Source organism: Megasphaera sp. UPII 135-E (genome assembly GCF_000221545.1).
Taxonomy (GTDB): domain Bacteria; phylum Bacillota; class Negativicutes; order Veillonellales; family Megasphaeraceae; genus Megasphaera; species Megasphaera hutchinsoni.
Map to the genome: position 1 here is coordinate 1 of NZ_AFUG01000030.1, position 19,024 is coordinate 19,024.

A 19,024-nucleotide genomic window follows, 5' to 3' on the forward strand; every position below is an offset into this window, starting at 1 on the left:
AGTCGACGTCTTGTACCTGGTATTTTTTATAGGTAGATCCCCACAAAAGACCTTTCATTTATATCATTTCCTGTAATCTACACATAATAATATACGCATCTTCCCCTATAAGCTCTTGTATATACGTATTATTCTGTTGACTAGACAAAGGTGCCAACATCTGCTTTCCTTTCAGCTTTTCATACAATAAATTGCTTAAACGACTAAATAATATATCTCGTCCATTCAATTCTTGTACAATCATACAAAATTCATTAAATAGGTGCTTATCCTCCACGTCATATTGGAATAACAACTCCCATTTCTGAATAAATAAGGTTTCTGTCAATCCCGTCTTTTGTAGAATTAACGATTTCTGTTTTCCTAACACTAGTAAAAGACAAGATAAATAGGCTTTTACTACATAAGGAATTTCTTTTTTTACGGAAGAGAAATACAAACGATGCTGCCAAAATCCTGTCGCTTTCCATTTTTGCTGTGCTAAAAATTTATGAATGCTATCATTAGCCGAGACAGCACACATCATAAAAAACCGCTTTTCATTATCCGACTGACTATACTGTTTCACTTGCTGTAAACAAGTCTTAACAAAAAATCGACAAATTTCTGTATGATTTTCCCTTTGTAATCGTCTTAATAAATCACCATAATATTGCATACGCTCACCTATTTACGACTAAACGCCTTTCTCTTGCTCATGTTGAGCTGCAATATTAAATAGCGGGTCTCCTTTCGTGTTATACAAATGAATTTTTCGTTCAAAAAAATGCCGTCCATATATAATCAAACACAATACAATACCTACGCCTAAGGCCATAGCTGCACCTCGCGATACTAAAACACCGCCAATAATACCTGCTACCCCTAGATCATTAAACGTTTTTGCACGCAACACGCCAACTCGTACCGCTACATATCCTTGAATAAGCATCGTCAATGCTAAGGCAATAGGCAACACAGGTTTAACAAAGCTAACAATTGGCGATAGCCAATAACCGGTAAATGTGCCTAATCTAAAAGAAGCAACACCACCAATTAAACTATCCATAGCTTCACGTCCATGCTTATACCGTTCACAAATAACCACTTGCATCGCTGCCCATAAAGGACCACACATGGATAAATCTGGGCCAGCTAAAGCCATAACCATATTTCTAGCACCCACAATAACATTATTACGATTGGCATCAAAATGAATATTTTCATCCCCATGTCTAAACTCTCTTGCTTCATCAATTAAAGCATCCGCTTGAATGAGTTCACCAAACAACACCACATAAGTAGCAATAACCAACGGTGCGGCCGAAATAAAATAATCTAAAGATGGAAAACCAATGCGTTCGGCAAAAGGGCTCCATTGCGTGAATACCTCTATAAAATGCGGATGTGTAAATCCCCATTCTATCGATGGCCACGGCAATTCTCCCACTAAAGGAGCAATAATAACGGCTAATACCATCGCTGGCAATAACCCTAAATCAGAAATCAAACGAAATATGCGATTTTTATTCATAATTCCTTTAAAATGATTGCTAAAGGAACAGTAAAAAGCAAAACCTACCGCTACGGCAATAGTCAAGGGATATTTATCAAAACTTCCTCCCGTATTGAATACTAAGCGAACCGCTGCAATACCCGCTCCAATTAAAATGCCTGATTTTAAAGCATCTGGAACTAAATCAACCACACGTTTTGCTAAACCTGTAGCACCTAAGAAAAAAGTCAAAATCCCTAATTCAAATTCAAAGGCGATAAGTGCATGCATCCGATCGGCCGTTTCATGTGAAAAACCTGACAGCCACAATAGTAACAATGGTATAGCCGGTGTGATCCAACCAGGTACAACAGGATCACCCAAATGGGCGTGCCATGTATACAAAAAACCATTCATAATAACAATCGTAATAGCTATTTCAAAGGGCATCCCTAAATATTCTTGTAATACAGGAATAATCCCTAAACAAACCGCACATAACAATAGTCCTTGAACATAATCAGGCCATTCAAACCGATAATGTATAAATGGTAACCGAAATACTAAATTAAATATAGGTAACTTAATACCTGGTTGAATCTCCCCTGCTTTTCGTGCAAACATAGGTCCAAACATAATTATTCCTCCTTTACAACCCAAACCGTGCGTTAAATTCCTCTTCTAACGATGCTCTAAAATCAGGATGAGCTATCGCAATTAATGCCTTTGCTCTTTGCCGTAACGTTTTTCCATGTAATGCAGCAATCCCAAATTCCGTCACAATATAGTCCACATCATTACGTGAAGTAGTAACCGCAGCCCCACGATCAAGTAAGGGCACTATTTTTGATATTTTTTTAGTTTTACCCGTTGTCGATGGCATTGCAATAATCGCTTTGCCCCCTTTAGCTCTTGCTGCACCCCGAACAAAGTCAACTTGTCCGCCTACGCCACTAAATTGACGCAATCCAATCATTTCAGCATTTACTTGCCCCATCAGGTCTACTTGCATCGCTGAATTAATCGAAATAATGTTGTCAATTTGAGAGATTACAAAGGGATCATTCGTATAATCTACGGGTCTGATAATAACATCAGGATTATGATCAATAAAGTTATATAACTTTTTCGTACCCATTAAAAAACAAGAAAGGAATTTTCCTGGATCTAAACTTTTTTTGCGATTCGTAATAACTCCTTTTTCCGCTAGATCAACAACCCCATCCGAAAACATTTCCGAATGAATACCTAAATCTTTTTTATCGCCTAAGAAGGATAATACCGCATCGGGAATCGCACCAATCCCTAGTTGAAGTGTATCTCCATCTTGAATAAGCGAAGCTACATGTTCACCAATACGCTGTTCAATTTCCCCTATTTTAGGTGGCGGTAATTCAATAATCGGCTCATCTTTAATAACCAAATAATCTAAGTCATCTAAATGAATACCATTGCCATAGGTATAAGGCATATTCTTATTAATTTGAGCGATTTTTAATGTAGCTACACTTGCAGCAGCTTGCGTATAATCAACAGAAATCCCCAAAGAACAAATGCCATTTTCATCTGGTTCACTTACTTGTAACATAACTACATCAACGGGAATCGTACCATCTGTAAATAACCGCGGTGCTTCATGAAAAAAGCAAGGCGTATAATCAGCTCGCCCCGATTCTACCGCTTCCCGTGTAGTCGCCCCTACAAATAACGCATTATGCCGAAAATGGCCTTCCATTTCAGGCAAGCAATATTTCGCCGCACCCATCGCTACCATATGAATAATTTCTACGTCTTTCAATCGGTCAGCTTGTTTAACCAATGCCTCCGTTAACACCTGAGATTCTCCACAAGCGTGAGAAAAAACAATTTTATCTCCAGATTTAACATGACTTACCGCTTCTGCAGGAGATACTATTTTTCCTGCATATTTTTCTTTCCAATCCTGCACATTACTCACATCCTTTTTAAAAATAAGTCTCAAGCATACTGTGTCATCAGTATGCTTGAGACTACGTCAACTATGCTGATAACAAATGTCTAGGCTCATTCTTTAATATGTGCAATTTCTTTAGCTAACGCCTTTTTCATACGTAAATTGCCTTGTCGCGAAATCATAATCCGTTGTGCTTGTGGTGAACCAGCTCCATGCATCGATTCTGTACGATAACCAACCGCCGCTGTTCCCAAGCTCAAGTTTTCAATTAAACGTAAAATTTTCAACCGGTTTTCCGTAGATACAGAAGCAACCCCACGTAAATATTTATCAACATACGGTCCAATCTTGGGATCACGCAAATCTTTTTCAGATGGTGCTGTTACCATTAATCCACCTGCAATATCTTCCGCTAACCGAACTATTTCATAGGGGAACCGAGTAACATTCTGTTTGCATACATTCGCTAACAATAAATCAATCAAATAATTTCCTGATTCCGTCTTTGTACCTAAAGCAGAGCACGCAATGCCACAAGCAAATAAGGTTTCATTTAAATGCTGCATTTCAATAATTTTATCCTTTATGTGCGATACTTTCGGGCATCCGTTATAATCAGCTGCTACTGCCGCAGCACCAATCAAGACATCACCTACACCAACTTTACAACCGCCATAAGATTGACGATGATATCCAGCAAAGCGTTCTACCAAGACACCAGCAAATTCAAATTCACCATTTAAATAAATTCGATCATTCGGAATAAATACATCATCAAAAATAACCAATGCTTCCATACCACCAAAAGTAGGGTTGCCTGTATCCATTTCAGCCCCTTCTAATTTACGAGTATCGCAAGATTGCCGACCAACAATCATGAAGATACCTTCAGCATCAGTTGGACATGAAAAAGCAACTGCATAATCTTTATCATCTTCACCCATAGCCATTGTCGGCATAACAATAACTTCGTGCGAATTAATAAAACCAGTTTGATGTGCTTTTGCTCCACGAACCACAATGCCATCGGGACGTCTTTCGACAACATGTAAAAATAAATCTGGATCCGCTTGTGCATGCGGTGCCAACCCACGATCACCTTTCGGATCTGTCATAGCACCATCTACAGTATAATCAAGCTCTTGTACATTTAATAAAAACTTTTTAAAATTTTCATGATAGGTAGTACCATATTTCTTATCAATGTCATACGTAGTGGAAAATACAGCATTAAATGCATCCATCCCTACACAACGTTGAAAACATGCTGCGGTTTTTTGTCCCAATAACCGTTGCATTTTCACTTTATTCATCAAATCCTGTGTGCTTTGATGAATATGCGTGAATCGATTCACACGTTTTCCCGTATAAGGAGAAACAGCGGTCATCAAATCTTGATATTCTGGTAACTGGGCCAAATCATAAGTCATTTTCACAGAATTTAATGATGGACGTAAAATCGGATCATCTACGGGACATTCGATTTTCTTTCCAAACATATACACCTGCATGTTCAATTTTCTCATACTTTCTACATACTGTTCACCTGTCATTAATGCCATATTAATCATCCTCTCTATAAATATAACGGCTTATATAGCACTCTATTAGTGCGTCACTAATGTATATGCAAAAATTGTGCCAACTCGCTTATTTCTTTTCTTTTTCATGCATTTTTTTCACGTTATTCATGTTAAAAAGTCATATATATAATTCCTATATATATATGACTTTTTCATGTATATAATTCTATTTTTAAAACAAAATTCGATTTATCTTGTTGCATTTTTAAAACAATCAAGATATTTTTTTCACAATTGAAACGGTAATGAAACTTATTTTCTATTAGGCTGATGTATCTCTCTTTGTACTACTGTTTTTTACCTCATCTGTTATTTGGCACAAATCTTGCATATATTTTATTAAATACTAAAAGGAGGTTTTCTGATGCCTACATTAACACAATTGGAATCTTTATTTAACGAAAAAATTAGACCATCCCTCCAATCACATGGAGGAAATGTAGAAATTATTTCATATGAAAACAACCATCTACATATTCGTCTTACAGGACAATGCAGCGGCTGTCCTTCCGCGTTAATAACTACAGAGGAATTAATCACACAAACCGTGCAAGAGCATTTTCCAGAAGTCAAACGCGTACAATTAGCCTTTGGCGTAAGTGCTTCGTTAATCGAAACAGCCAAACAAATGTTACAAAAATCTAAAGGTGCGAAACACTCATGAATGTGGGAATAAAATATTGTGGAGGCTGTAATTGCCGTTACAACCGCACACAAGCAGTAAATAACTTTATAAAAAATCATCCGCACTATACCTATATCTATGATCCGGAAACGCAATATTGCGATATATGTTTGGTCATTTGCGGCTGTCCTACCACATGTCCAGAAGTAACTGCGTTATTAACAAAACAAGTTAAATTCATTACTTCTCCACACCAATTAAATACCCTTGATTTGTCTATAGACTCTCTAGAAAAAAAACTTCCTCCCACAAGCATTCCTATTTTCTTACATCAAACGTATACACAATCTTACCCACTTACATGGAAACAACTACAAGATTATCACGCTTTTAACAATACACTTATTGGAAAAACTATCCCCATCATGAGAGAAAATCCCATGATACCAAAAGCAATCTTTATCATGCTCATAACACAAACATTGCAGTCATTATATCCCCATCCAGAATTACAAACAGTAAAACAGACTTTATCTTTTTACTTATCTATGAAAGTTCCGCAAACCATCAAAATAACCTTGCAATTACAGTCCCTACTAGAAAAGGAACGCCAATACAGCGGATTGTTATCTTGCACGGGATATACCAATACGGATGTGCCTCTATTACGTGGACATATTCGTTGTCACTTTCCTAAAAACATATTTATTTATAAAAGCGAGGTTTTATTATGACAAATTTAGAAACATATAAAAAAATTTTTATGACTATTTTAAAAGTAACAGAAAATGAATTACCCGGTTTAAAATACCGCAGCATCAAAACATGGGATTCGTTAGGTCATATGACATTAATGGAGGATATAGAAGAAGCATTTGATATTTCAATTGACACGCCCGATGTATTAGCCTTTAGTTCCTTTGAAAAAGGATTAGACATTTTACGCAAATACGGTGTAGACATATAAATGAACATCTTAGCAAATCACATCGCCTGTATAACCGATCCGCTAACGACTAGCAATTGTTATATCATTTCTATGGAACAACACGCCCTTATTATTGATCCTAATCTTCCCGATGCGATTATATCTCATCTTACCGCAAATCATTTATATCCTGAGTTAATTCTCCTAACCCATGAACACTGTGATCATATTTCTGGCTTAAATCGTCTCCGCGAAATATATCATTGCCCTGTATTAGCCAGTACTGATTGTAGTAACGGTATTCAAAATAGCAAACGGAATATGAGTCACATTATGGAAACGTATTTATATTTTCGTACCCATCAATTATGTACCACCCCTTATCCCGAATTCACCTGTGCCCCTGCGGATATTACCTTTGTCAATACGCATACCTTTACATGGAATTCTTATCACTGTGCCTGCCTCCAAGTACCAGGACATACCTTAGGTAGCACTTGTTTTATCTTTGATCATTCCATTTTATTTTCCGGTGATTATTTTATTCCAGGCGAACAAGTAATTACTCGTCTACCTGGTGGCGATCCCCTGGCATATGAAAAAAAGGGCAGACCTCGCTTGCAGTCCTTACCCCTCTCTTTACTCACCTATCCTGGTCATGGTTCCCACTTTATTCTTACGGAGGAACAAAAACATGCTTACGGACTATGAAAATTGGCTTTCTTTTTCCCCCTATCACATTTCCCAACAAGAAAAAGAAAGCCTTTATCTTCCTTATTTAAATGAATTAACAGACTATCATCGTCACCAGTGCCCCCCTTATAACCACGCACTCCAAATATTTAATTATAAAAAAGCTACAACCTTATCAGAAATACCCTTTATTCCTATATCTATTTTTAAAAATATGACGCTAAAAAGTATTCCTGACAAAGATGTTTTTAAAATAATTACTTCGTCTGGAACATCAGGACAAGCGGTATCTCATATCTATTTGGATCAAAAAAATGCCCAAATACAACAACAAGTGCTATGCGTTTTAGGTCAACAAATACTAGGGAGCAAACGCTTACCCATGCTTATTATAGATACCCCAGAAGTACTAACAAACAGAGAAAGTTTTAATGCTCGTAGTGCTGCCATTTTAGGTTTTTCTCTATTCGCCAAGAAAAAATATTTTGCCCTCCATCCAGATTTATCCTTAAATATGGATGTATTAAATGAAATAAAGCAATATGCTACGCAACCATTCTTTATTTTTGGTTTTACTTTTATGATATGGCGTTATTTTTATGAAGCTTTACACCAATGTCAGTATACGTTAGATTTATCTAATGCTATCCTGATCCATGGAGGAGGTTGGAAAAAAATGTCCCACATTGCCGTTTCTCCTAATACATTTAAAACAAATTTACAAAATCAAACCCAACTACGCCATATTTATAATTATTATGGCATGGCTGAACAAACAGGCTGTATTTATATAGAGTGCGAATATGGTCACCTTCATGCCTCAATATTCTCCGATATCATTATACGCCATCCTCAAACCTTTGTGCCCTGCAAAACAAACGAAACAGGTATAATCCAAGTACTAACACCCTTAGCAACGGCCTACCCTGGGCATAGTATCCTTACCGAAGATAGAGGAATTCTTCTAGGCATAGATGATTGTCCCTGTGGCCGAAAAGGTAAATATTTTAATGTCCTAGGACGCATTCCACATACCGAACTAAGGGGGTGTAGTGATGTCTATCGATAACGCCTATAAACTATTAGCTGGTCACATCCCGCAAAAAACGATTCCCGCTGTACCATTTTCTCCCATCGTCCAATCCTTTATTGCTGACTTCAGAACCCAATTATCAAAAAATCCTTCTTTATCACCTGATTGGAAAAGCCTAGCTTTTTGGTTACGCCCTCAACAAATAAAAAAATGGCAGACCAACTTACAACAACCTCACTATCGCTTGGGACGCGGCTTATCATTCCATATTCCACCTAGTAATATACCCACAGTTTTCGCCTATAGCTTTCTCTTATCCTTATTAAGTGGTAATGGCAATATCATCCGTATTTCTCCTCGTATATACAACCATGCCCAACAAGTCATCACCATCCTGCAAACAGTATTGCAACAACCACAATACGCCGCTTTAAAACAACAAAATGCCTTTATTTTATACGATAAAGACCCAACTCTAACGGCATACTTTTCTCGTCTTTGTGACTGTCGCATCCTCTGGGGAAGTGATACAACATTAACCAATATACGACAAATTCCCTTACCTCCCCATGCTATAGAACTCGTATTTAGGGATCGCTCTTCTATTGCCATTATCTATGCCCAAACATTACTACAACTATCACACGAATCTCAAGAAACGGCAATACACCATTTCTATATGGATACCTATCACGTTGATCAGAATGGTTGTGCCTCCCCTCAAATCATCATTTGGGTTGGTACTCCCCAAGATTGTCATCAAGCAAAAAAAATATGGTGGTCTTTGCTCGCCCAAAAAAGTTCTTCTTATAAATTAACCAGCGATAAAGTAACATTAAAATATAATCAATTATGGAGATATGCACTATCCTTGAATATTCCCGGCAGTATTTCCACCTATACTAATTTCTTATATGTCTATACCTTATCCACGTTACCTCAAGACATAAGTACCTTGCGTGGTATTAGTGGTCTTTTTTTTGAAATAGAATATGAGGATATCCATGAATTTTGGCCTCATGTAAACAAAAAAATACAAACCGTTACAACTTTCGCCAAAGATATCATATCATTACGTCGACAAGTAATCGAACAACAACTCGCTGGTATAGATCGCATTGTTCCCTTTGGTCAAGCCTTAACGATGGATATTATTTGGGATGGCATACATATTATTGACACATTATCTCGTTACATTCATTAGGAGGTTTTCATTATGTACTTTTTTGATACATTTACCCCTCTCTCTACCCGTCCACTCTGTACAGATGATACCAATCATTTATATTCCTATAATGATTGGTATACGCATGCGGCATGCCTTGCAACATATATTCCCTCACGCACTTTAGTTGCCATTTTCTGTAATAATACGGCTGGTTCTTTATTATCTTATTTATCTTGCTTACAAAACCGTATCGTTCCCATTATGATAGATTCAACACTTGCACCAGAATTGCAACAACATATACTATGCCAGTATCAACCCGAATACATTTTCCAACCACACCAATCCACCACAATCCCCCCCTTATATACTATTGCCGATTACGGCGTTTATAAAAATCCAGCGCCCGCCTGTAAACTATATAAAGAACTAGCCTTATTATTAACCACCTCCGGTAGCACGGGAAGTCCCAAATTAGTTCGCCAAAGTTATACAAATTTACACGCAAATGCTACTTCTATTGCCACCTATTTAAACTTAACGTCTAACCAATACCCGATATCAACCCTACCCATGCATTATACCTTTGGTTTATCCGTTATCCATAGTCATGTATATTGCGGTGCCGCAATTCGCTTAACTCAGCACACCTTATTTGAAAAAGAATTTTGGCACATTTGTCAACATGAAAAAATAACCTCTTTAGCTGGGGTCCCATTTACGTACGCCTGTCTAGATAAAATCGGCTTTACAAAAATGAGTCTCCCCCATTTAACCTTATTAATTCAAGCTGGTGGTCGCCTTGGCAAACCCCTACAAGAAAAATTTGGCACCTTTGCCCAATCGTCAGGCAAACAATTTATCGTGATGTATGGTCAAACTGAAGCAACTGCACGGATGTCTTACTTGCCCTCTGATCAATGTTTAAAAAAACTAGGCAGCATCGGCATCGCCATCCCTGGTGGAACCTTTAAAATCATGGAAAATAATCATACGGAAATTACGGAAGATCATATTTCAGGCGAATTATATTATGAAGGAAAAAATGTAACCCTCGGCTATGCCCAAACTCGTGATGATTTAAAAAAGGAAGATGAATTTAAAGGAAAGTTATTTACAGGAGATATCGCCTATAAAGATGAAGATGGATATTTTTATATTGTTGGCAGAAAAAAACGCTTTATAAAATTAGCGGGAAAAAGATTTAATTTAGATGAAGCCGAACAAATTCTAAAAACCAAAATAAACTCTCCCCATATAGCATGTACTGGAACAGATGATTATCTGCAAATTTTTGTTACAACAATAGATTCTATTCCCACACTTCATACTACCCTGAGTGAAACTTTTGGCTTACATGCTCAACAGTACAAAATTAATGTCATCCCCAAAATTCCTCTTAACTCTTCAGGAAAAGTGCAATATACTCAATTACCCACATCATTACAATAAAGTATATAAAATTTTCAAAAAAATATATATTTATGCTATAATAAAATTATCATTAGTTCTCTGTGTACAGGGGGATATAGTGTATGATTAAACAAGAATTTTTCTCAACTATCGAAGATGCTAACACCCATCTAAATGCCATTATTGAACACTCCTTTGATGGTATATTTATTACTGACAAAGATGCCTATGTCTTACGAATAAATACCGCCTATGAATCTATTACCGGCTTAAAAAAAGAAGATGTCATCGGTAAAAACATGAAAGATCTCGTAACACAAAAAATAATCTCTGAGTCGGCATCACTTCTAGTTATTCACAAAAAAAACCCGTTACCTTACAGCAGAAATTTAAAACGGGCAAAGAAGCCTTAGTGACAAGTTCCCCTATTTTTGACACCCAAGGTAATCTTATTATGGTCGTAACAAATGTTCGCGATCTAAGTGAAATTTACAACTTAAAAGAAGCGGTAGAACGAAAAAATGCAACAGTAGAGCGACTTCGTTTAGAATTAACGCATTTACAAGAAACGCTTATTAAAGATGAGCTAATTATAAAAGATGAATCAGCCTTACAATCTGTATTACTGGCTAATCGTGTTGCCCCTTTAGATACAACCGTTTTATTATTAGGTGAAACAGGGGTAGGAAAAGAAGTGTTGGCTCACTATATTTATCAGCATAGTCACCGCTGCCATGACAGTTTTATTAAAGTAAATTGTGGGGCTATTCCAGAAAACTTAATAGAAAGTGAATTATTTGGTTATGAAAGCGGCGCTTTTACAGGTGCTAACCGCAATGGAAAAATGGGCTTATTTGAATTAGCTAATAAAGGCACTCTTTTCCTTGATGAAGTAGGCGAATTGCCAAAAGACATGCAAGTAAAATTATTACGAGCATTGCAAGAACAGGAAATTATGCGCATCGGTGGCACAAAACCTATAAAAATCGATACACGCATCATCGCTGCCACCAATCGCAATCTTAAAGAAATGGTTCAACAAAAATTGTTCCGTGAAGACTTGTACTATCGTTTAAGTGTATTTCCCATTGCCCTTCCCCCACTTCGTTTACGTCAAAAAGATATCATCCCCTTGGCTGAATCATTCTTAGCTAAATTAAATCAAAAATATTCTTTTCATAAATCATTTTCTTCTTATTCCTGTCAAGTCTTACAAGAGTATAATTGGCCTGGAAATATCCGCGAATTAAAAAATATAGTAGAACGAGCTATAATTATTAGTCCTGAAAATAAAATCGAACCAGAGGATTTACATATTTTACGTCCTCCATCTACTAAAGACTTATCGGATAAACTCGTCCCATCAAGCAAACATATCGCAACACAAGCAGTAACACCACAAAAACTTCCACTCAATCTTGATGAAGTATTAACTTCTATTGAATATATGTATTTACAACAAGCCTACGAGCAAGGCCGAACGGTGCGAGATGCCGCTAAATTATTACATATTACCCCTTCAAAATTTGTCCGACGCCGAAAACGATGTCAAGAGATGTTATCTTCCCATATTATTGACATATGACAATAATATTTTTATAATAAAACCAGCTCAGGCAAGGAGGAATGTGTGATGTCACGCCCCCAACATGGTAGAAGAATCTGTTCCTTACCCAAAGCAAAAGAATTTTTTCCTTTAGAAAGTACAACAGAAAACCCTGGATACATTACCCTCAGAATTGATGAATATGAAGTAATTCGCCTCATTGATCTAGAAGGACTAACACATGAAGAATGTGCCCATCAAATTCAGGTGTCTCGTACTACTGTCACCGCAATATATAAAAAAGCGAGATACAAATTAGCACGTACCCTCGTAGAAAATCAAAAACTACGCATTGCAGGAGGAACAATCAAGCTATGTGCAAATGCACAAACCTGCACGTATCCATATTGTGCAATAAAAAAAAGATAATTAAAGGAGATGGCTCTTATGAGTGAAAATTGTAATAAAGAAGCTTGTTCAGCTTGTCCATCAGCTGGAGGTTGTCATAGTGCCCCACAAAAACCAACTACCCTTCCACCCAATCCAAACAGTAAAGTAAAGCACATCATTGCCGTTGTAAGCGGGAAAGGTGGCGTAGGTAAATCACTAGTTACCTCGCTCATGTCCATCCAAATGCAACGACAACATCTAAAAACAGCTATTTTAGATGCTGATATTACCGGTCCATCTATTCCTAAAGCATTTGGGATCACCGAACATGCAAAAGGTGATGACAAGAGCATTTTTCCCGTTCTCAGTAAAACGGGCATAAAAATCATGTCTATGAACGTGCTATTAGAAGATCCAGCCGTCCCCGTTGTCTGGCGTGGTCCAGTTATTTCTGGTGCAGTCAAACAATTTTGGACAGATGTATCTTGGGGTGATATAGACTATATGTTTGTAGATATGCCACCTGGAACGGGAGATGTCCCTTTAACGGTTTTCCAATCTTTACCCATTGATGGCATTTTAGTCATTACCTCCCCACAAGAATTAGTTTCCCTCATTGTAGAAAAAGCATTAAAAATGTCTACCATGCTAAAAATTCCGGTTCTCGGACTAATCGAAAATATGAGCTACTTTGAATGTCCCGATTGTCATTCACGCCATGAAATATTTGGCAAGGGGCAAACCCAATTATATGCCGACCAACATGGCATTGCTCATGTTGCAAAATTGCCTATAGATCCAACGCTAGCACAGCTCTGTGATCAAGGCGATATTGAATTATATAAAGCCAATTATCTAAAAGAAACAGCGGAATATATTTTAGCCAAAGTAGGTATTTAAAAATATACCTAAAACATAGGCTAAGGAATAATAAAAAGCATCATCTCTATAAAGAGATGATGCTTTTTTATCGTTTAAATCACGGATCATCTTCCAATTGCAAAAAAAATAAACCGTATGATTTTTACTATATCACCCATATTTCCTCAAAAAAGATTAATATATCCATTAATCGCCCCTTGCGGTCTATAAAAAAGCTTCGTCTGAAAAGCCCTACTTCTTATGCAACTGTACCTCTATTTTATCCTATCCGCTCATTTTTTCACGTAATCTTACACCATGAATTTCAAGTCTTAATAGCTACAATGATTAACGAATAATACGCTTACCATCCGTACTATCATATACAACTACCCCAGATATAATTGTTTGCTTTACTTGCAACGTATCCCCATCTAAAACCAAATAATCAGCTACATATCCTTCTTGCAATTCACCGCGATCCTTATACCCTAAACATTGTAAAGGAACCGTTGATAACATATGCATACACTCGGTAAACGAATATGTCCCTTCTTTCAAAAAATCACATACAGCCGTCATAAACGATGCTGCCGTAGAAGAATCTCTATTAAGCACAAGCATAGAACTAGCATCAAGACAGCCATTAGTCATAACTCTTGCACCTTTATTACTAAACGCAGTCGCTTCTGCATACCTAGGAACAAATGCCACAATTCCCTGAGATGGCAATACTTGCTGCCAATGCCGACACCCTTCTTTTTTACAGTCTACATTGACATGAACCCAGCCCGGTACTACAAAACCACCATTTGCATCCACTATTTCCGTACACATTCTTACACGCACTTCGTTTCGAGGAATAATTTTCCAAATAGCTTCTTCATATAATAAAACATAACCCGACAATAACTTCCCCTTTGTTAATATAACGCCATCAATAACTGCTTTCATATGCACGAATCCTTTCTTAACCGACAAATAATGGTGTCTTATTTTCATCTGTTATCCACTTTATGTGCATAACTTAAATGGTGTATATTTAGCTTAATTACGCTATTTTTTTTACCTAAAAGAACTAACTTCCCAAGTTATCCACATTTTATAAACTTTTTATCAAAACCAAAATGAGGTATCCTTGCCCTTTATAAAACATATCCACATATTGTTCACAAATTGTGGATATGTAGTGGATGAATAAACTATATCTCATCAATATCGACTGGTCTACTCCAATCAATATATATGTTGGCACGTGTCCAAATATAACATAAGGACAATTTAAAAATTTCTAAATTGCTAGTAGGTACAGCACAAATCATTTTATAAGTTGTTAATCCTGTAAAATAGTGAAATTCCTGTTCTTTCGTCAAATAATCTACTACCCGTTGACACACTTTATCCGCTGAAAAATGTGCTTTTACTTCCTTTGTTTCTGTATTATATTCAATGTATCCATTATCATTCGCACCAGTATGTGCAGCAACTTTATATATTGACATGTCGGTCCCCCTATTTAATCTTTCTTATTATTAATATCCTTATCCAATAAAAAACCTTTTATTATCACTTTATTGCCAAACCGTTCGTGTAATCTATCCAATGTATAATTTAATTTTTCTTGATTTTCTAATTTTTCTGTCTTATCTGAAAAAAGCACCGCTTGTCGTTGATAAACACACAAATGGCTTATGCCTAACCCTAATAATCGTATGGAACCTGGAATATTACTCTTATTATATAACTGCAAACTTATATTATATAATTCTATTTCATCATAAAAGCCATCTTGTTTACTCGTCAATGAACGAGTAAACGTATAAAACAAATGGTTTCTAATCTTTAATGTTATCGTTCTGCCCATTACCCCTTGCTTACGAAGTCTACCTGCCACTTCATACGCCAATATGCGTAATTTTTGATATACTTCTTCTCGTGTAACTAAATCCTTTGTATAAGTATGTTCATAACTAATTGATTTAAGCTCTCGTTGGGAAATAATAGGTCGTGTATCCACTCCTTGTGCTAATGCTTTCAAATGCTTGGCCTGCTCTCCTACCGCTTGTCGCAATATTGCAACAGACGCATTGGCTACATCGCCAATGTGGCTAAGCCCTAATTTTTCTAATTTTTGAGCGGTAATCTTTCCCACGCCCCAAATCCGTTTTACTGATAAAGGATATAAAAATTTTTGTTCCTGTCCATAAGGAACAAAAACCAATCCATTCGGCTTTTCTATATCTGAAGCAATTTTAGCAATAAATTTATTCGGCCCAATACCTACCGATGCTACTAATCCTATATGATTCAAAATATCTTGCTTAATTTCTCTTCCCATATCTGTATATTGAGAATACTTTCGTTCCATACCCGATATGTCTAAAAAAGCCTCATCTAAAGACAATCGCTCTACTTGCGGTGAATATTGCTGAAAAATTTGATATATCTGTTCTGATATAAGCTTATAATAATCAATTCTAGGTGCTATAAATATTCCCTCAGGACAATATCGTTTAGCTAATTTCATACTCATTGCCGAATACACGCCAAATGCACGTGCTTCATATGATGCCGTTGCCACTACACCTCGGTCAAAAAGACCACCTACAATAACTGGTTTTCCTCTATACTGAATATGATCTCGTTGCTCAATCGATGCATAAAAAGCATCCATATCTACATGCATAACCCAACGTAAGCCCATATCGTCCTCCTTATTAGGATATTTTTATTATACACCGATTTTACCTCCCAATATAGATAAAATAATTTTAATCTACCATCTTTCTCATATAATGCAAGCAAATTTCCTACATACTTATTTATTAATATTTTCAATACTTGTTTATTCAAAAAAACTATAATATATGATAGTATAAGAATATACAAAAGAGGTGAATATGTCATGGATTTGTTCCAATTGACCTACTTCGTTGAAGTGGCCCACAAAAAAAGTTTTACAAAAGCATCCAAAGCTTTACATATAAGTCAACCATCTATTAGTAAAGGCATCAAAGCACTAGAAGAACATTGGGATGTGCAACTATTTAATCGCAAAGGAAAATCAATCGAACTCACTGAACGTGGTGCTTATTTGCTCCCCAAAATAGAAGAAATTATTAAAAATTTTTCTAGTTTAAAAGAAGAAATAGATTCTCCACATTTATTAAATACAGGAAAATTAGCTATTGGTATACCTCCTATGGTTGGGTCTTCATTTATATCTCCTTTTATCACTCATTTTATGTCACTTTATCCCCGTATCGAATTAGCATTAGCAGAAGTCGGCTCTAAAGATGTTATCTCGGCAATTGATGACGGCTTAATCCAAGCAGGAATAGTAGCATTACCTATTCAAACAGATATGCCCTACAATTTTTTTATTTTTAATCGTGAAAATCTTCAAGTTGTTTTATGGCCAACTCATCCTTTAGCTAAAAAAAGTGAATTAACCTTGGAAGAAATAAAAGATGAACCACTTATTTATTATCCTAATTCTTTCACTTTATATGGCTATATACGCTCTTTTTACCAAGATATTATAGCTCAACCAAAGATCGTCTGCCAAAGTAGCCATTGGGATTTTATTTCTGAAATGGTTCATTCGCAATTAGGTATTGCATTGTTACCTCAAAGCATTTGCAAACGAATAAAACCTGAAACAGCACTTTGCATTCCTCTATCAAAGCCCGTTATTCCCTGGACCTTAGCCATGATTTGGAAAAGTAAAGGATTTTTATCCCATCCAGCACAAACATGGGTGCAATCATTTAAAGAATATTATAGTAAAACAAATGCAAACAAATAATTTTCAGGCAACTAAATCACTGCTTTTTATATAAAAAGCAGTGATTTTATTTTTCCAATATTAGGTACTATTAGTTATTTTTTTCTTATGCTTATAATGTCGTCGTATAGACTTTTCAATAGCCTTTTTCTCTGCGATACTAGCCGCATCATCTTGAGCATAACTATCGCCATTTTCATAATTAATAACTACACCCGGCTCTATATTATACACAAAAACATTAAAATGTAGACGTCCCGAATCTTCTATCGAGTACCCTTCCATAATAACTCCTCGTGCCACTAATTCTCGCTCTTTATAAATCGGTGTTACGCGATAAGCGATATGGAATCCTCGCTTCGCCGTTTCCGCCACTCGATTTTCATACGGCAACATCAAGCGTTTATTAAAATACTCTGTACCCGTAATTAAATTGCGCCGTTCTGCATTTAATCCAGATAATTGATATCCCAATAAATGCGAGCGATTATACAAGTATCTATTTTCAATAAAATCATATCTAATCGTTCTCCAGCCAGAAGGTCGTACCATGCCAATACCTTCTCGTGGCACATGCGGTAATGTTTCGGGTCCTACAATCATAAAGTTACTTCGACATCTACCGTATGCATCCATTTCAGACAATTTAATTGTCCCTGCTTTTTTATTTAAATCACTCTTTGAAAAAAAGGGAACATTTCGATTAATAAGGTAATAATCATGTCCATTATAATCAGGAACATTCTTTCCAGCCAAATATACATCTTTTAATGTGCCTGAAGGTTCAACTTGTTCATCTACATTTTTCGTAACAGCTTGCACATATTCATGTACTTGTGTCGCTGAATCAGTCTGCTGGCTTATCTTACTCCCATAGCTTCCCCAAGTTACTAAAAATGCCGCCATCAATAGTAAAAATAATTTTTTCATTTTCTTTTTCCCCCCCTCCCATCACGCATATACACGCTAATCTTGAATAATTTCACATATACATGGTTCCGTATTAAGCAAAAAAGAAATACGCCGATCGCAAACTCGCCAAATAATAAATATGAGTGCTAAACTAATCCCCGTTCCCACTACAATAGAAGCAAATACGGGGCTTCCCCACAAAAGCGAAACATAATAGCCGACTAATCCTCCTAGAAATAACAAACATAAGGGTAAAATAAAACAGACAAAGGCTCCTAAAATTAAATGTCCCTCTGGCATGTAATATCGTACAGCTTGTCCTTTTTTAGCTTGCACTAAATTTCGTGCTTTGACAACCACTCGTTCCACGCCTATACAAGAGCTACAAGCACTAAATAATTGTTCTCTACTTACTTTTATACTAGCATATTTATTGTCAATAATCTCCTCAACTATACCTTCTCCTAATTTCATATTCATCCTCCAAATTATAATCTAATCCTATTTTTACAGTATAAGATTATAGTAATAATTATAAAAAAAAACGTCAAGAGAAAATGCCTGATACATAAAATTTTAATACGATAATTTACTATCTATACTGCCTATACGTTCCAAATAAATACTAGCAAATAAAAAAAAGAGTACCGATGTATCGGTACTCTTTTTTTTGTTTAA

At 36.3% G+C, this 19,024-nt stretch carries 21 protein-coding genes; 12 read left to right on the top strand and 9 right to left on the bottom strand.

Translation table 11 applies throughout. The features are described from left to right. Positions 1–58 precede the first annotated feature (58 nt). The 4 genes from HMPREF1040_RS04200 to HMPREF1040_RS04215 form a co-directional block, all read right to left on the bottom strand. On the bottom strand, positions 59–658 hold the full coding sequence (locus tag HMPREF1040_RS04200; RefSeq protein ID WP_007392697.1) for a hypothetical protein: 600 nt from the start codon (positions 656–658) through the stop codon (positions 59–61). 18 nt (positions 659–676) lie between these two features. Beyond that, positions 677–2,110 carry a hypothetical protein gene (locus HMPREF1040_RS04205; protein WP_007392690.1) on the bottom strand — a complete coding sequence of 478 codons (1,434 nt, stop codon included), beginning with the start codon at positions 2,108–2,110 and terminating at the stop codon, positions 677–679. Positions 2,111–2,123: 13 nt separating this feature from the next. After that, positions 2,124–3,422, bottom strand: a complete 1,299-nt coding sequence (locus HMPREF1040_RS04210; protein WP_007392686.1) for an acetyl-CoA hydrolase/transferase family protein — start codon at positions 3,420–3,422, stop codon at positions 2,124–2,126. A 95-nt stretch (positions 3,423–3,517) separates the two neighbouring features. Beyond that, on the bottom strand, positions 3,518–4,969 hold the full coding sequence (locus HMPREF1040_RS04215; protein ID WP_007392699.1) for a 4-hydroxyphenylacetate 3-hydroxylase family protein: 1,452 nt from the start codon (positions 4,967–4,969) through the stop codon (positions 3,518–3,520). Between the two features lie 385 nt (positions 4,970–5,354). Here HMPREF1040_RS04215 and HMPREF1040_RS04220 point away from each other — a divergent pair, with 385 nt between their 5' ends. The 11 genes from HMPREF1040_RS04220 to HMPREF1040_RS04265 all read left to right on the top strand — a co-directional run bounded on the left by HMPREF1040_RS04220 (position 5,355) and on the right by HMPREF1040_RS04265 (position 13,686). Next, positions 5,355–5,654: a NifU family protein gene (locus tag HMPREF1040_RS04220; RefSeq protein WP_007392684.1), complete on the top strand. Its 300-nt coding sequence runs from the start codon at positions 5,355–5,357 to the stop codon at positions 5,652–5,654. Beyond that, the gene (locus tag HMPREF1040_RS04225) at positions 5,651–6,349 is read left to right on the top strand and encodes a hypothetical protein (RefSeq protein WP_007392701.1); all 699 of its coding nucleotides are present in this window, start codon (positions 5,651–5,653) and stop codon (positions 6,347–6,349) included. The genes HMPREF1040_RS04220 and HMPREF1040_RS04225 overlap by 4 nt, the downstream gene beginning before the upstream one ends. Next, positions 6,346–6,582, top strand: coding sequence for a hypothetical protein (locus HMPREF1040_RS04230; protein ID WP_007392692.1), 237 nt, complete (start codon positions 6,346–6,348; stop codon positions 6,580–6,582). The genes HMPREF1040_RS04225 and HMPREF1040_RS04230 overlap by 4 nt, the downstream gene beginning before the upstream one ends. After that, positions 6,583–7,254, top strand: a complete 672-nt coding sequence (locus tag HMPREF1040_RS04235; protein WP_007392700.1) for an MBL fold metallo-hydrolase — start codon at positions 6,583–6,585, stop codon at positions 7,252–7,254. Beyond that, entirely contained in the window at positions 7,238–8,305 is a 1,068-nt protein-coding gene (locus tag HMPREF1040_RS04240; protein ID WP_007392688.1) for an acyl-protein synthetase, read from the top strand. The genes HMPREF1040_RS04235 and HMPREF1040_RS04240 overlap by 17 nt, the downstream gene beginning before the upstream one ends. Then, positions 8,292–9,473, top strand: coding sequence for an acyl-CoA reductase (locus tag HMPREF1040_RS04245; RefSeq protein WP_007392703.1), 1,182 nt, complete (start codon positions 8,292–8,294; stop codon positions 9,471–9,473). Before HMPREF1040_RS04240 ends, HMPREF1040_RS04245 begins: the two co-directional genes overlap by 14 nt. 12 nt (positions 9,474–9,485) lie before the next feature. Beyond that, the gene (locus tag HMPREF1040_RS04250) at positions 9,486–10,889 is read left to right on the top strand and encodes an AMP-binding protein (RefSeq protein ID WP_007392693.1); all 1,404 of its coding nucleotides are present in this window, start codon (positions 9,486–9,488) and stop codon (positions 10,887–10,889) included. A gap of 83 nt (positions 10,890–10,972) precedes the next feature. Beyond that, complete coding sequence (locus tag HMPREF1040_RS08315; RefSeq protein WP_007392689.1) at positions 10,973–11,263, top strand: PAS domain S-box protein; 291 nt, start codon at positions 10,973–10,975, stop codon at positions 11,261–11,263. A gap of 41 nt (positions 11,264–11,304) precedes the next feature. Next, complete coding sequence (locus tag HMPREF1040_RS04255; protein WP_255261331.1) at positions 11,305–12,435, top strand: sigma-54-dependent Fis family transcriptional regulator; 1,131 nt, start codon at positions 11,305–11,307, stop codon at positions 12,433–12,435. 48 nt (positions 12,436–12,483) lie between these two features. Then, positions 12,484–12,825 carry a DUF134 domain-containing protein gene (locus tag HMPREF1040_RS04260; RefSeq protein ID WP_007392704.1) on the top strand — a complete coding sequence of 114 codons (342 nt, stop codon included), beginning with the start codon at positions 12,484–12,486 and terminating at the stop codon, positions 12,823–12,825. An 18-nt stretch (positions 12,826–12,843) separates the two neighbouring features. Next, positions 12,844–13,686, top strand: coding sequence for an Mrp/NBP35 family ATP-binding protein (locus HMPREF1040_RS04265; protein ID WP_007392685.1), 843 nt, complete (start codon positions 12,844–12,846; stop codon positions 13,684–13,686). A 309-nt stretch (positions 13,687–13,995) separates the two neighbouring features. On the opposite strand, the gene HMPREF1040_RS04270 is transcribed toward HMPREF1040_RS04265, so the two are convergent. The 3 genes from HMPREF1040_RS04270 to dinB all read right to left on the bottom strand — a co-directional run bounded on the left by HMPREF1040_RS04270 (position 13,996) and on the right by dinB (position 16,351). After that, on the bottom strand, positions 13,996–14,649 hold the full coding sequence (locus tag HMPREF1040_RS04270; protein ID WP_141557797.1) for an amidohydrolase family protein: 654 nt from the start codon (positions 14,647–14,649) through the stop codon (positions 13,996–13,998). A 200-nt stretch (positions 14,650–14,849) separates the two neighbouring features. Then, complete coding sequence (locus tag HMPREF1040_RS04275) at positions 14,850–15,149, bottom strand: hypothetical protein (RefSeq protein WP_007392698.1); 300 nt, start codon at positions 15,147–15,149, stop codon at positions 14,850–14,852. A 14-nt stretch (positions 15,150–15,163) separates the two neighbouring features. Beyond that, positions 15,164–16,351: a DNA polymerase IV gene (dinB, locus tag HMPREF1040_RS04280; protein WP_007392702.1), complete on the bottom strand. Its 1,188-nt coding sequence runs from the start codon at positions 16,349–16,351 to the stop codon at positions 15,164–15,166. 201 nt (positions 16,352–16,552) lie between these two features. Between dinB and HMPREF1040_RS04285 the strand changes: the two genes are divergently transcribed. Beyond that, on the top strand, positions 16,553–17,455 hold the full coding sequence (locus HMPREF1040_RS04285; RefSeq protein ID WP_007392691.1) for a LysR family transcriptional regulator: 903 nt from the start codon (positions 16,553–16,555) through the stop codon (positions 17,453–17,455). A 60-nt stretch (positions 17,456–17,515) separates the two neighbouring features. Here HMPREF1040_RS04285 and HMPREF1040_RS04290 read toward each other — a convergent pair whose 3' ends face one another. Continuing rightward, positions 17,516–18,364 carry a DNA/RNA non-specific endonuclease gene (locus HMPREF1040_RS04290; RefSeq protein WP_007392695.1) on the bottom strand — a complete coding sequence of 283 codons (849 nt, stop codon included), beginning with the start codon at positions 18,362–18,364 and terminating at the stop codon, positions 17,516–17,518. A gap of 36 nt (positions 18,365–18,400) precedes the next feature. Further along, complete coding sequence (locus HMPREF1040_RS04295; RefSeq protein ID WP_007392694.1) at positions 18,401–18,820, bottom strand: SoxR reducing system RseC family protein; 420 nt, start codon at positions 18,818–18,820, stop codon at positions 18,401–18,403. Positions 18,821–19,024: the final 204 nt, after the last annotated feature.

Excerpts from the sequence above, each read along its gene's own strand:
- HMPREF1040_RS04235 (WP_007392700.1), top strand. The coding sequence starts at position 6,583 with ATGAACATCTTAGCAAATCACATCGCCTGTATAACCGATCCGCTAACG.
- HMPREF1040_RS04225 (WP_007392701.1), top strand. The coding sequence starts at position 5,651 with ATGAATGTGGGAATAAAATATTGTGGAGGCTGTAATTGCCGTTACAAC.
- HMPREF1040_RS04245 (WP_007392703.1), top strand. The coding sequence starts at position 8,292 with ATGTCTATCGATAACGCCTATAAACTATTAGCTGGTCACATCCCGCAA.
- HMPREF1040_RS04270 (WP_141557797.1), bottom strand. The coding sequence starts at position 14,649 with ATGAAAATAAGACACCATTATTTGTCGGTTAAGAAAGGATTCGTGCAT.
- HMPREF1040_RS04285 (WP_007392691.1), top strand. The coding sequence starts at position 16,553 with ATGGATTTGTTCCAATTGACCTACTTCGTTGAAGTGGCCCACAAAAAA.
- HMPREF1040_RS04260 (WP_007392704.1), top strand. The coding sequence starts at position 12,484 with ATGTCACGCCCCCAACATGGTAGAAGAATCTGTTCCTTACCCAAAGCA.
- HMPREF1040_RS04220 (WP_007392684.1), top strand. The coding sequence starts at position 5,355 with ATGCCTACATTAACACAATTGGAATCTTTATTTAACGAAAAAATTAGA.
- HMPREF1040_RS04290 (WP_007392695.1), bottom strand. The coding sequence starts at position 18,364 with ATGAAAAAATTATTTTTACTATTGATGGCGGCATTTTTAGTAACTTGG.
- HMPREF1040_RS04275 (WP_007392698.1), bottom strand. The coding sequence starts at position 15,149 with ATGTCAATATATAAAGTTGCTGCACATACTGGTGCGAATGATAATGGA.
- HMPREF1040_RS04230 (WP_007392692.1), top strand. The coding sequence starts at position 6,346 with ATGACAAATTTAGAAACATATAAAAAAATTTTTATGACTATTTTAAAA.
- HMPREF1040_RS04265 (WP_007392685.1), top strand. The coding sequence starts at position 12,844 with ATGAGTGAAAATTGTAATAAAGAAGCTTGTTCAGCTTGTCCATCAGCT.
- HMPREF1040_RS04205 (WP_007392690.1), bottom strand. The coding sequence starts at position 2,110 with ATGTTTGGACCTATGTTTGCACGAAAAGCAGGGGAGATTCAACCAGGT.
- dinB (WP_007392702.1), bottom strand. The coding sequence starts at position 16,351 with ATGGGCTTACGTTGGGTTATGCATGTAGATATGGATGCTTTTTATGCA.
- HMPREF1040_RS04215 (WP_007392699.1), bottom strand. The coding sequence starts at position 4,969 with ATGGCATTAATGACAGGTGAACAGTATGTAGAAAGTATGAGAAAATTG.
- HMPREF1040_RS08315 (WP_007392689.1), top strand. The coding sequence starts at position 10,973 with ATGATTAAACAAGAATTTTTCTCAACTATCGAAGATGCTAACACCCAT.
- HMPREF1040_RS04250 (WP_007392693.1), top strand. The coding sequence starts at position 9,486 with ATGTACTTTTTTGATACATTTACCCCTCTCTCTACCCGTCCACTCTGT.
- HMPREF1040_RS04255 (WP_255261331.1), top strand. The coding sequence starts at position 11,305 with ATGGTCGTAACAAATGTTCGCGATCTAAGTGAAATTTACAACTTAAAA.
- HMPREF1040_RS04295 (WP_007392694.1), bottom strand. The coding sequence starts at position 18,820 with ATGAAATTAGGAGAAGGTATAGTTGAGGAGATTATTGACAATAAATAT.
- HMPREF1040_RS04240 (WP_007392688.1), top strand. The coding sequence starts at position 7,238 with ATGCTTACGGACTATGAAAATTGGCTTTCTTTTTCCCCCTATCACATT.
- HMPREF1040_RS04200 (WP_007392697.1), bottom strand. The coding sequence starts at position 658 with ATGCAATATTATGGTGATTTATTAAGACGATTACAAAGGGAAAATCAT.